Consider the following 12,488-nt stretch of genomic DNA (forward strand, 5'->3'; position numbering starts at 1 on the left):
TTAGACCACTTTTGCTTCGTTGCGTAATAATGATGCGAGTTGCGCGACTTGCTCGTTTAGTTCACCTTCAAGGATCTTACCGGCTGCTTTGTTCGGTGGTAAGAAACGCTCAATCGTTTCTAGACGTGGTGCGAGTTCGTCTTCATCAAGTTCGAGATCATCAAGTTCGAGTTCTTCTAGCGGCTTCTTCTTCGCTTTCATGATCCCCGGAAGACTTGGATAACGTGGCTCGTTCAACCCTTGTTGCGCAGTCACGAGTAACGGAAGCGTCGTTTCAATCGTCTCCGTATCCCCTTCAGCGTCGCGTGTCACGATAGCTTTCGTACCGTCGAGCTCTAGTTTCGTGATCGTCGTCACGTAAGGAATATCGAGTAATTCTGCGACGCGCGGTGCCACTTGACCACTTCCGCCATCGACTGCGACGTTCCCAGCGATGACGAGATCGACTGTCTGTTCCTTCAAATAACCAGCGAGCACTTCAGAAATCGTGAAATGATCTGCCTCTTCGATGTCATCTTCAATCGAGATACGAACGGCTTGATCCGCTCCCATTGCGAGTGCTGTTCGTAATTCCTTATCCGCATCTTCCGGTCCGACCGTCACGACCGTCACCGTTCCCCCTTGTGCATCACGGACACGAATCGCTTCTTCTACCGCATACTCATCGTATGGGTTAATGATGAACTCAGCGCCATCCTCATCGATTTGACCATTCTCGAGTTGGATTGCTTCTTCCGTATCGAATGTGCGTTTCAACAGTACATAGATTTCCATCTCATGCTCCCCCTTGTCGTCTATTCACCATCATTCTTTGTATCCGCTTACATGATTGTTGTCATGAAAAGGGCTTAACTCAGCCCTTTGATCAACATCCGATGAATCCCGTCGCGTGTCTCAAGCAACTCATATTTGAATCCACTTGCCATCCAGCTCGTCACGACCTCATCGATCGTTCCGAAAATCATCTGACGTGCCAATCGATAATCGAGTTCGTTTGAAAACTCACCTGTCGTCATCCCGTGCTTGACGACCCGGTCAATCAGATGCAAGTACGGTTTCAAGACAGCAGCGATGTTTTGACGCATGTCTTGGTTCGATTGACGCAACTCGATCTGCGTGACGACCGCTAAATCATAGTCGACGGATAATTGCTCGAGGTGTGCCTCAATCAATGCTGCCAATTGTTCCGTCGCTGATGTATGGCTCGCGATTTGTCCTTCGGAATATTCGATGAAGCTTCCCATTTTCGCTTGGAATAGCGAAATCAAGAGATGTTCTTTATTCTTGAAGTACAGATAGATTGTTCCATCCGCAACCCCGGCTTCCTTTGCGATGGCAGTCACTTTCGCTCCATGGTAGCCGTTCTTGGCGATGACTTTTACGGCGGCATCAATGATGCGGTCACTCTTTGACATTGTTCGTTTCATTCCACTATCTCCTAACGCATAAAATGAATGATGGTTCATTCATATTTATTCTATCATGTCATTTTATCCTGTCAACTGCTTTCTTCGAGTTGTTTAGCACGTTCTTCTTCAACGAGAACACGGCGGAGGATCTTACCAACGAACGTCTTCGGTAACTCTTGCCGGAATTCATACTGCTTTGGCACTTTGAACGATGCTAACTGTTTACGACAGAATTGATCGAGCTCTTCTTCCGTGACCGTCATCTCATCCTTGACGACGATGAACGCCTTGACGGTCTCGCCTCGGTAGACATCTGGAACACCGATGACGACCGCTTCTTTGACAGCTGGATGTTCATATAGGATTTCTTCGACTTCACGTGGATAAATGTTGAATCCGGAAGCAATGATTAAATCTTTTTTCCGATCGACGATTCGGAAGTAATGATCCTCACCGATATATCCAAGGTCTCCTGTATGCAACCAACCGTTTCGAAGTACCGCTTGCGTATCTTCTGGTCGTTTCCAGTATCCTTTCATGACTTGCGGACCTGTGACGATAATCTCGCCAATCTCACCCGGAGCAGCTGGTGTCTCTCCGTCCGCTTGGACGATTTTCGCTTGCGTATCGGGTACCGGAATACCGACCGTTCCAGGAATGCGACGATCCCAGATACAGTTCGTATGCGTCACCGGGCTCGTTTCAGACAGACCGTATCCTTCAACAATCCGCCCACCCGTCAGCGCTTCGAATTTTTCCTGCACTTCGACTGGTAGTGGAGCAGAACCAGAAATACAGGCTTCAATCGAAGAGAGATCATACTTCTTCAGTTTCGGATGATTCAATAGACCGACATACATCGTCGGAGCACCTGGGAACAGATTCGGTTTTTCCTTATGAATCGTCTTGAGAACCTGTTCGATATCGAATTTCGGAACGATGATTTGTTCATAGGCATTAAATATGCCGAAATTGAGGTTACATGTCATGCCATAGACATGGAAATAAGGAACGACCGCTAACAGCTTCCGTCCATCTCCTCGATTGTATTTATAGAACCAGTTGTCGATCTGTTCGACGTTTGCACTCAAGTTGAAGTGTGTCAACATGACACCTTTTGGAGCGCCTGTCGTTCCACCCGTATATTGGAGAACCGCGACGTCCTCCTTCGGTTGAATCGCGACTGGTGTAATCGACTCATAACCTCGCAAAGATAAAAACGGAATCGAACCCGTCGTATCAATGATGATGTTGTTATCTTTCCGTGCTTTAATCGGGTACAGTTTATTTTTAGGGAAGGGAAGGTAATCCGCGATACTTGTCGTCACAACCGTCTTGAGTGTCGTCGCCGCCTTGACACGAGACGCTTTTGGATAAAGTAGATCGAGCGTCACGAGCATGTGTGCTCCTGAATCGACGAGAATCTGTTCAAGTTCACGGTCTGTATAGAGTGGGTTCACTTGGACGACGATACCACCTGCATAGAGGACAGCATAATAACTGATCATATACTGGGGACAGTTCGGTAACATCAGTCCGACGCGATCCCCTTTTTTTAGTCCGTGCTCTTGTAATAGGCTCCCAAGTGCGCGAGCTTCGTCACGTACTTCACGAAACGTCATACGCTTTCCTAAGAAACTCAAGGCACGTTGTTCTGGAAAATCGGTCGCTGCCTCATCGAGTGCCTGATAAAGAGGTAATTCTCGATAATCAATCGATGCGGGTACTTGCTCGGGATAATCAGATAACCAAACGGATTCCATACATTTCCCTCCCTGATAATGAATTGCTATTCATTTTTATTATACGTTGAATCGAATTCGACATGCCAGTAAAATCCAAAAAAAGAAATCGAATCTGCTTGTTTTTTTCGATTCTTTCAATCGGAATCATCATACAAAAAAGCAGCACCTCCCTTTCTCGTTTCCGAAAAAGAAGAAGTACTGCTTTTTAATAGGCATTACCGAGATGGATACGTGAATCCTTCACCAATGACTTCGCGCACTTTATGAATGACGACGAAGGCGCGGGGATCCGCTGCTTCGACGATCTGTTTCAACGGTGCCAGTTGTCGTTTATCGACGATCATATACAACATATCATTTTTTTGTTTCGTGAAATGACCGTGACTGTGGATGACCGTCGCGCTACGACCGAGCGTCTCTGTCAGGATCGTCGCGATTTCCTCTTGGCGATGACTGATGATCGTGACCGCTTCGCGGACATTCAATCCTTCGCTGACGAGATCAATCAAATACGAGCCGATGATGATCGCAATCAACGTGTACAGCATCGTTTCTTCTCCGAACAGAAATCCTGATGCACCGACGACCGCGACATCGATGATGAACATCGAGACCGCGATACTGAGATTCAAGTACTTATTCATCAGTCGAGCGATGATCACTCCGCCGCCCGTCGTTCCTCCAGCACGAATGACAAGTCCGATTCCGACGCCAATCAGAATTCCCGCATAGACCGTACCGATTAAACGGCTGTCAGATGATGTCGCAAGACTAGCAGTCGAGGAGAGGACAAATGATGTGACGGCGACCGAGATGACGGAGTAAAGCATCGTCTTCCGACTGAGGAATCGATAACCGACGATGAACAGCAAGGCGTTCGCAATCAGGGAAACAAGTCCCGTATCCCAGCCATAGAGATAGTAGAAGATGACCGTGATCCCGATTAATCCGCCTTCTGAAAGATCGTTCGGAATCGTAAAGTAGTTGATTCCAAAGGCGAGAATCGCCGACCCGATGATGACCCAGAAGATGTCCTTCCAAGAAATCAATTGCATCGCCTCAAAAGCACGGCGTCTCGTTTCTGTCGTTGTTGATGTTTTTCGTACGTTCATATGCGTTCCTCCTTTTTTGATTAGGCGTGGCTCAATAAAAATTCCGTACTGAAACGATGTCAGTACGGAATGATCACACGGTAAGACCGGTTCTTTTAATTAAATACAATCCAAAGGATACCGACGACCAAAAAGGCGATCGAAACCCCGAACATGATTTTCGCTAAACGTTCTAACACGAATTCACCCCACTAACGCTGATCCGATGACGTAGGACATGCCGATCGATAAGGCACATGAAATGATACCGACAGCAATGTTGCCATTCTCGATTTCACGGTCTACCGGCAAATTCGGTGTCAGGAATTCAAAGATCCAGTATGTCGATATCAACAGTAAGAAGCCAAAAGCACTTTCAAGAAATATCGACCCGACCCGTTCTTCCCCTTGAACAGCGAAATGAACGATATTGGCGAGTCCGATGATTTTTCCACCTGTTGCTAACGCAACGGCGATGTTGCCACTCTTGATATGTTCCCAGTTTTTATACCGGGTTGTCAACTCAAAAAGTGCAAGTCCTAAAATGATCAGTAATCCCGCGACCGAATAGAGCGCTGTCGTATAGACATAGACGTTCTCAAAAATGTTCATCTTACTTTCCTCATTTCAGTTCGATGATCGTCACACCGTGTCCGCCTTCACCTTGGCCACCTAAGCGGTGACCTTTGACGTGACGATGACCTTTTAAGAATTCTTGGACACCTTGACGCATCGCTCCCGTGCCCAGACCATGAATGACGCGAATATGGTCGTAGTTCGATAACAAAGCTTGGTCCATGAAGCGTTCGAGCTTCGATAATCCTTCTTCAACACGGACGCCACGTAAATCCAGTTCAGCTGAAGGCGCCGATTGTTTCGTCACACTCGTGCCACCAGAACGCCCTTTTGTTTGCGGACGTTTTGGAGTACTGCCGATCTTCGCAAGATCTTCCGGTTTGACGTTCACCTTCATGATGCCGACTTGAACGGTGTACTCGCCGTTCGCCTGTTGGTTGATGATATAGCCTTTTTGATTGAAGGTTGTGACTTTGACTTCTTCGCCTTTATCAAAACGTGGCGTTTGATCGTATTTTGCTTTCACTTTAGCGATCCGCTTTTCTTGCAGACTTGGCTTCGCATCTTCAAGTTTTTTACGTGCTTCGATCAGTTCGTGCTCTTTGACGGCACCAGCATCACGTAATTCCTTCAAACGTTTAATGACGCCTTCTGCTTCTTTTTGAGCACGTTCGACTGCACGTGCAGCTTTTTCTTCCGCTTTTGCCAAAATCTCGTTCTTCTCTTCTTGAATCTCGGCTTGTTCTTGCTCGAATTGCTCACGCTCTGCAACAAGTCGCTTCTTCTCTTCAAGCAACTGCGCTTCTAACGTTTCAGCACGTTGTTTTGCTTCTTCCAGTCGTTCAATCATCGTCTCGACGGACTGTGCGTCGCTACCGATCTGACCTCGTGCCGCATCGATGATCCGGTCTTCGAGTCCAAGACGTTTTGAAATCTCGAATGCGTTCGAGCGTCCGGGTACACCGATGAGTAAGCGATACGTCGGACTGAGTGATTCGACATCGAATTCCATTGACGCGTTGACGACGCCTTCTCGGTTATAGCCATATGCTTTTAATTCCGAATAGTGTGTCGTCGCTGCAACGCGCGCTCCGCGGCGTTTTACTTCATCAAGAATCGCGATCGCCAAGGCAGCTCCTTCTGTCGGATCCGTTCCTGCCCCTAATTCATCAAACAGCACTAAACTCATAAAATCGATTTTTTCCATCATCGAGACGATGTTCGTCATGTGCGAACTAAACGTCGATAAGTTTTGTTCAATCGACTGTTCATCCCCGATATCAGCATAAATCGCATCGAAGACACTGAGCTCCGTCTCATCTGCGGCCGGTACGTATAGACCTGATTGCACCATCAATTGCAGAAGACCGATCGTCTTTAAGGTAACCGTCTTACCACCGGTGTTCGGACCAGTGATGACGAGTGATGTAAAATCGCCACCCAGCGAGACAGTGATCGGTACGACCTCATCTTTCGGAATGAAGGGATGTCGTGCTTCCTTCAGAATGATATGGCGGTTTTCATTTAATCGTGGTTCGACTGCTCCGATATGATGACCGTACAACGCTTTCGCCATGATGAAATCGAGTTCTGCTAGTACATCGAGATTGATGCGCAGCGAATCACCGACACTCCCGACAAGTGCCGACAGTTGGGCAAGGATTCGTTCGATTTCAGCTCGTTCTTTCAAACGCGCTTCTTGGATCTCGTTGTTTGCAGAGACGACAGCTTGTGGTTCGATGAACAACGTTGCACCAGATGCCGACTGATCGTGGACGATCCCGCCGAACGCTTGACGGTATTCTTGTTTGACCGGTACACAGTACCGATCGTTTCGCATCGTCACGATGGCGTCAGACAGCATCTTCGCTTTACTGCGTAAGACACTATCGATTTTTGAACGAACTTGTCCTTCGAGCGAGCGTAACTGACTACGTAACGCTCGTAGTTTATCACTTGCCGAATCTTGGACAGTTCCCTGATCGTCGATGGCATGACGGATCCCTTGTTCGATCTCAACAAGCTTCGTGATCTGTTCGATTCGACTGTCGAGTCGTGGTAATCGTAGATCCGCATGATCCTCATGCAATCGTTCCTGGAACGCCTTCACTTGACGTCCTGAATAAACGACGTCTGCGACGGATAAGAGTTCACTCGTCGAGAGGACCGAACCAATCTCTGCTCGTTTGACTTCACTGCGGACATCTGTCAATCCACCGAACGGATAACGGTCACGCAACCGGTAAACCGTCGTTGCTTCCGTCGTGACAGCCAATAATTCCTTGACCTGCTCAAACTCTTCCGCTGGACGCATCGCTCGAACGAACTGTGCACCCAGTGAGCTTGCCGTGAACGATAACATGTTTTCTTTTAACTTCTCATATTCTAAGACGCGTAATGCGTTGGCATTCATTTAATCCACTCCTAAACGTTTTCGACCGAAGAAGGCAAGTGCCTCTTCGGCACCCCACGTATTGATGACATCAGACGCCTCCAAATAGGCTTTACGTGCATGGAGGACTCCAAGTTTCATATCTTCTAACATTTCTGGTCGGTGTGTATCCGTATTGATCAAAATTTTCACACCAGCAGCCTTCGCTTTTGCTAGGGAACTCGCCGTCAAATCGAATCTGGCCGGGTTTGCATTCATCTCAAGCGCTGTTCCTGTCTCGGCTGCTAGTTCGATCAAGCGATCGACGTTGACGGCATACCCCTCTCGTCTACCGATGATCCGTCCTGTCGGATGGGCAATTAGAGAAACGTAAGGATTACGACACGCATTCTCAAGCCGTTGCATGATCTCTTCTTCCGTCTGATCGAATTTCGAGTGAATCGAGGCAATGACGTAATCCATCTCTTTTAAGAAATCATCTTCATAATCGAGCGATCCATCAGGCAAGATATCCATCTCGACGCCACATAAAATCGTCATCTCGGGATGTTTCTTACGTGCTGCTTCGATTTCGACACGTTGCGCACGTAGACGTTCTTCCGTCAATCCATTGACGAACTTCATATACTTACTATGGTCGGTGATCGCCATCCATGTATACCCTCGTGCAGCACACGCATCGACTAGTTCTTCAACGGATAATGTTCCATCTGACCATGTCGTATGCATGTGTACATCCGCTTGGATGTCCTGTTCCGTCAAAAGGCGTGACAAATCCTGTTCAAACTCGTGCCGCCCTGCTCGTAATTCCGGTGCGATGAACGGTAAGTCGTACCGCGCAAACAATTCTTCTTCCGTCTTCGGTTGGACTAATCCTTGCTCAGTCTCAACGCCATATTCAGAAATGCTCTCTCCTCGTTCTTTCGCGAGTTGACGCATCCGAACATTGTGATCCTTCGAACCCGTGAAGTGATGTAATGTGGATGCGTACGCCGCGTCATCGACGATTCGGAAATCAACCGCGATATAATGAACGTCTCGTTTTAAGACGAGTGATACTTTCGTGCTGCCGGCAGCGATGACTTCATCGATCAGCGACAGTTCCAAGAGTTGCTCCTTGATCCGTTCCGGTTCGTTCGTCGAGAGGATGAAATCAAGGTCCTTGCACGTCTCTTCTGCTCGGCGGAAGCTTCCACCAACTTCGAAGCGAATGATTTCATCGAACGACGCAAGGGTCTGATTTAATTCCGCAACGACCTTTCGCATGACACCATACGGTAATCGTTCAGGTCGTGTTTCAAACGTTTCGAGCGCTTTGACGTACTTCTCGACCGTCTTCTTACCGAATCCAGGCATCGCTTCGACTGTACCATCCGCTAATTTCTCTGCAAAGGAATCCGCATCAATAACGCCGACTTCATGTAATTTAGCAAGTTTCTTCCCACCAAGACCTGGAATCTTTAGTAAAGCAATCAGTCCTTCCGGTACTTCTTGTTCGAGTTCCGTCAGTGCCGTACTCGTTCCCGTTTCCCGGTACTCCTCAAGAACAGCAGCCGTTCCTTTACCAATCCCCTTCATCGCCATAAAATCGTCGATTGCCATGAAGTCAGCATCCGATGCCTCGAGGATACTTGCTGCTTTTCGAAAAGCATTGATCTTAAACGGATTTTCCCCTTTAACCTCTAGGTAAACTGAGATTCGTTCCAAGTGACGCATTGCATCTTGAATCGTACGCATGTGCAATTCTCCCCTCAAAAAAAGCTCCCATTTAACGGGAGCATGTTTATTTTATCAATCCAACTTGATCCATCAGCCAATTCGCAAGGAGCGGTGTATGTTGGATGATGAAACTTGCCAAACTCGAATCTGCGATCGCATCCTGTATCGACTGGATCGGAACGAATGCTGCGAGGAACAAGAGTAAGAAAATGAAGATGTACATCTCGATGAAGCCGAAGACACCACCTAATAATCCTTTGACTTGTTTTAAAATCGGAATGTTCGTCAACGAATCAAACATCGACAACAAAATTGCTAAGATGATCTTTGTACCGAAGAACAGGACGACGAACCAAAAGGCTTTGTAGAATACCTCATCAAGTCGTGCCGAACTTGGAATTGCGAACATCGTCAAGTCGATTCCCGCATCATCCAGTGTAGACGGATATGGAACCCACAAACGGAATTTCGTCGCCAGTTCCTCATAGAACGACAAGGCGACGATGAAGGAAATGATCAGGCTGAGCAAATGCCCGGCCTGCAATACGACTCCCCGTCGGACACCCGTCATGACGCCTAAGGCGAGAAGTAATAAGATAACGAGAGAAATCATAGTTTATAGTTCACCCAAATTCTTTTTTATTTTTACGTAATCACTACCAATATTAAGCGCCGCTAGGACGGCGATTTGACGAACGTCGAGTTGTGGTGCTTGTTCTCGGATTTCTCGAATTTTCGTATCCACGAGGAGACCCACTTCGCGTACGTGTTCTGGCGACTCCGTTCCGACAATCGTATAATCATTGCCTGCGATATGAATCGTCGTCCGGTTCAACCCTTCTGAATCAGCCATTTTTCTGTCCTCCTCATACTTTGCTTCTTTCATATAGTACCATCATTTTCGTTTTAGGAAAAGAAGTCCCCCATCGGTCTTAAGGATGGTATGCTTAATCCCGGAAAGGGAGGTTATCTCGTGGGAACTACCGTTTTACGCTTATCTAAAGAAAAGCAAGACCTCGTCATACAAGAGTTTAAACAAGGACAGACGAAGAGTCCACCGTATGCCCGCTTCGCCGCTAAAGTACCTGGATGTGTCATCACGATTTACAATTCTGGAAAAGTGATGTTTCAAGGAACCGAAGCTGAAACCATCGCTTCACGCTTTGGCACGGCTACACCAACTAAATCGAAGGAACCACTTGTATCCACGTTACCAGCTGGTTTTGCAGAATGGTCCGTCGCTGGCAGTGACGAAGTCGGAAAAGGCGATTTCTTCGGTCCACTCGTCGTCGTCGCTTCCTTCGTTGATCGAAAGCAGATTGCACTTCTTCAGGAACTCGGTGTTCGGGACTCCAAACATCTGAACGATACCGAGATTCGTCGGATTGCTCGCGATCTCCATGCGGTCATTCCGTACACATATCGTATCCTACACAATCCAGAATACAATCAGATGCAACGAACGATGACACAAGGAAAGATGACTGCCCTGATGCATAATGATGTACTCGAGCGACTTCTTGACCAACTGGAGACGAAACCAGAAGCGATATTGATTGATCAGTTCGCTGAAAAGACTGTTTACTACAAACATTTGTCTGGTGTCGTCAATCCTGTTCGAGAAAATGTCTACTTCTCGACCAAGGCGGAACAACTCCATGTCGCCGTCGCTGCTTCCTCGATCATCGCTCGCGCCATCTTTTTGAAGGAGATGGACAAATTGAGTGAAACAACAGGTGTCGTCATTCCCAAAGGTGCTGGTGCTAAAGTGGATCAAGTCGCTGCTTCACTGATCTTGCGTTATGGAGCTGATCAACTTCGTGAGTGGACGAAAGCCCATTTTGCGAATACGAAAAAGGCACAACAACTAGCTGCGAAACGAAACCGACCATGACCTTAACGGAATGGTCGGTTTTTTTAAACGACGGACTCCCCTTCAGACAGTCGTTCTAATTCCGCAAGAAGTATGTGTTTTTCATTAAAAGGAATCGTTTTTGTACCGATTCGTTCTACCTCATCATGACCTTTCCCGACGATGACGATGCGTTTTCCTTCGTGCGCCAGATGCGCTGCTTGTACGAGCGCTTCGTGACGGGATGTATGGCACCCTACTAAATATTCACGTGGAATATCGACGATTAGCTCTTCGATGATTTGATCCGGATTCTCTGTCCTCGCATCATGGACCGTTGCGATGATGTGTTCACAATATTTGCTTGCGATTCGCCCCATCTCTGCTCGTTTCGTTCGATCACGCTCTCCAGCTGCGCTTAAAACGACCGATAGCGACTCTCCGGAAGAAGTGAGTGCTTGTAAACATTTTTCTAGACCATCCGGTGTATGGGCATAATCGATATAAATCTCACAGGGTGCCCAGTCCAGTCGCTCAAGTCGTCCTTTTGGCAATTCCAGTTCTGGAATATGACGAATCAACGTATAGAGATTGGCATCTCCTGCCCGCAATAATCCCATCGCCGCCGCTAAATTCGCTGCATTGAATTCACCTAGTAAAGCTGTCGGCACACGCGTTGTCGTCTCATCGATGCGCACATTGACAGTATCCGTCAGCCATTCGACTGCGATTTGTGATGTTCGGTGCGGTTGCGTCGTATACCAGATGACGGGTTGCAAAGGCGCAGCTTCTCGCATGACGCGACTCCAACCATCTTCTCGATTCAAGACGATGGCCCGACCATTTGAAGCAGCGACTTGTTGAAACAATAAGGCTTTCGTCTTGGCGTAATCCTCCATTGAATGATGATAATCCAAATGATCATGTGTCAGGTTCGTAAATGCTGCCGAGTGGAAGGAGACTCCCTCGACTCGACCTTCAGCTAATGCATGAGAAGACACTTCAATGATACAATCCGTCACGCCTTGTTCAACCATTTCATACAACAGTCGATGTAAGATGATGGCTTCAGGCGTCGTATTCGGCGTCTCAATGAGTTCCTCATCAATTCGTGCACCGACCGTGCTGATCATGCCGGCTTTTATACCTGTTGCTCGAAAGAGATCATACGCCAATTTCGTCGTCGTCGTTTTTCCATTCGTTCCGGTTACACCGTAGACACGCATCTTTTGACTCGGTTGATCGTAAAAGCGATTCGCGACTTGACCTGCAAGTCGTTTCGTATCCGGCACAGTAATGACGGGAACCGGGCAATCCGGAAACGATCGTTCAGCTAAAATCGCCGCAGCTCCGTTTTTGATTGCCTGATTGATATAATCGTGACCATCAACAGTGTAGCCGTTGATACAGATGAATAATCCGCCAGGTGTGATTTGTCGCGAATCTGTTGCGATATTCGTGATGAGTGGATTGATTGCTTCATTTATAGTGATTGGTAATAGTTCAGTCAGAAGCTTCGCTAGTCGATTCATGATGTACTCTTCCCTTCTTGTCTCTTCTCTATGTCAAGATGATTTAGTCAACCGATCACATAAGCAGTCGTATCCATGGTTTCAAGTAAATCAAATACTCTTTTACGGAACATACCCGCTTTAATACCTGCTTAATCTTTTATCGTGCTAGAAAATAATTCACTTCAATGCA

11 protein-coding genes are annotated in these 12,488 nt (G+C 47.3%); 1 reads left to right on the forward strand and 10 read right to left on the reverse strand.

From position 1 onward, the window contains the following. The 9 genes from ACZGCQ_RS08550 to zapA form a co-directional block, all read right to left on the reverse strand. Positions 1–774 carry an electron transfer flavoprotein subunit beta/FixA family protein gene (locus ACZGCQ_RS08550; protein WP_029342301.1) on the reverse strand — a complete coding sequence of 258 codons (774 nt, stop codon included), beginning with the start codon at positions 772–774 and terminating at the stop codon, positions 1–3. Positions 775–848: 74 nt separating this feature from the next. Beyond that, positions 849–1,427, reverse strand: coding sequence for a TetR/AcrR family transcriptional regulator (locus ACZGCQ_RS08555; RefSeq protein WP_023468997.1), 579 nt, complete (start codon positions 1,425–1,427; stop codon positions 849–851). Positions 1,428–1,498: 71 nt separating this feature from the next. Then, positions 1,499–3,172 carry an AMP-binding protein gene (locus tag ACZGCQ_RS08560; RefSeq protein WP_481266024.1) on the reverse strand — a complete coding sequence of 558 codons (1,674 nt, stop codon included), beginning with the start codon at positions 3,170–3,172 and terminating at the stop codon, positions 1,499–1,501. A gap of 197 nt (positions 3,173–3,369) precedes the next feature. Then, complete coding sequence (locus ACZGCQ_RS08565) at positions 3,370–4,266, reverse strand: YitT family protein (protein ID WP_034786074.1); 897 nt, start codon at positions 4,264–4,266, stop codon at positions 3,370–3,372. Between the two features lie 183 nt (positions 4,267–4,449). Beyond that, on the reverse strand, positions 4,450–4,857 hold the full coding sequence (locus ACZGCQ_RS08570; RefSeq protein ID WP_023469001.1) for a DUF350 domain-containing protein: 408 nt from the start codon (positions 4,855–4,857) through the stop codon (positions 4,450–4,452). Between the two features lie 10 nt (positions 4,858–4,867). Next, complete coding sequence (locus tag ACZGCQ_RS08575) at positions 4,868–7,234, reverse strand: endonuclease MutS2 (protein ID WP_214727506.1); 2,367 nt, start codon at positions 7,232–7,234, stop codon at positions 4,868–4,870. Then, positions 7,235–8,950, reverse strand: a complete 1,716-nt coding sequence (gene polX, locus ACZGCQ_RS08580) for a DNA polymerase/3'-5' exonuclease PolX (RefSeq protein ID WP_481266025.1) — start codon at positions 8,948–8,950, stop codon at positions 7,235–7,237. It abuts the gene before it with no gap. 46 nt (positions 8,951–8,996) lie between these two features. Then, the gene (locus ACZGCQ_RS08585; protein ID WP_029342307.1) at positions 8,997–9,545 is read right to left on the reverse strand and encodes a CvpA family protein; all 549 of its coding nucleotides are present in this window, start codon (positions 9,543–9,545) and stop codon (positions 8,997–8,999) included. A 3-nt stretch (positions 9,546–9,548) separates the two neighbouring features. Next, positions 9,549–9,785 carry a cell division protein ZapA gene (gene zapA / locus ACZGCQ_RS08590; protein ID WP_029342308.1) on the reverse strand — a complete coding sequence of 79 codons (237 nt, stop codon included), beginning with the start codon at positions 9,783–9,785 and terminating at the stop codon, positions 9,549–9,551. 120 nt (positions 9,786–9,905) lie between these two features. Between zapA and rnhC the strand changes: the two genes are divergently transcribed. Continuing rightward, the gene (gene rnhC, locus ACZGCQ_RS08595) at positions 9,906–10,826 is read left to right on the forward strand and encodes a ribonuclease HIII (protein WP_481266026.1); all 921 of its coding nucleotides are present in this window, start codon (positions 9,906–9,908) and stop codon (positions 10,824–10,826) included. A gap of 23 nt (positions 10,827–10,849) precedes the next feature. Here the strand turns inward: rnhC and ACZGCQ_RS08600 are convergent, their stop codons facing one another. Next, positions 10,850–12,316 (reverse strand): UDP-N-acetylmuramoyl-L-alanyl-D-glutamate--2,6-diaminopimelate ligase, encoded by a 1,467-nt coding sequence (locus ACZGCQ_RS08600; RefSeq protein ID WP_481266027.1) that lies wholly within the window; start codon positions 12,314–12,316, stop codon positions 10,850–10,852. Between the last annotated feature and the right edge of the window lie 172 nt (positions 12,317–12,488).

Source organism: Exiguobacterium sp. HSB13, assembly GCF_056764755.1.

What these genes read in the sequence shown, in the direction of transcription:
- ACZGCQ_RS08550 (WP_029342301.1), bottom strand. Translation starts at nt 774, where the DNA reads ATGGAAATCTATGTACTGTTGAAACGCACATTCGATACGGAAGAAGCA.
- zapA (WP_029342308.1), bottom strand. Translation starts at nt 9,785, where the DNA reads ATGGCTGATTCAGAAGGGTTGAACCGGACGACGATTCATATCGCAGGC.
- ACZGCQ_RS08570 (WP_023469001.1), bottom strand. Translation starts at nt 4,857, where the DNA reads ATGAACATTTTTGAGAACGTCTATGTCTATACGACAGCGCTCTATTCG.
- ACZGCQ_RS08575 (WP_214727506.1), bottom strand. Translation starts at nt 7,234, where the DNA reads ATGAATGCCAACGCATTACGCGTCTTAGAATATGAGAAGTTAAAAGAA.
- ACZGCQ_RS08565 (WP_034786074.1), bottom strand. Translation starts at nt 4,266, where the DNA reads ATGAACGTACGAAAAACATCAACAACGACAGAAACGAGACGCCGTGCT.
- polX (WP_481266025.1), bottom strand. Translation starts at nt 8,950, where the DNA reads ATGCGTACGATTCAAGATGCAATGCGTCACTTGGAACGAATCTCAGTT.
- ACZGCQ_RS08585 (WP_029342307.1), bottom strand. Translation starts at nt 9,545, where the DNA reads ATGATTTCTCTCGTTATCTTATTACTTCTCGCCTTAGGCGTCATGACG.
- ACZGCQ_RS08560 (WP_481266024.1), bottom strand. Translation starts at nt 3,172, where the DNA reads ATGGAATCCGTTTGGTTATCTGATTATCCCGAGCAAGTACCCGCATCG.
- ACZGCQ_RS08600 (WP_481266027.1), bottom strand. Translation starts at nt 12,316, where the DNA reads ATGAATCGACTAGCGAAGCTTCTGACTGAACTATTACCAATCACTATA.
- ACZGCQ_RS08555 (WP_023468997.1), bottom strand. Translation starts at nt 1,427, where the DNA reads ATGAAACGAACAATGTCAAAGAGTGACCGCATCATTGATGCCGCCGTA.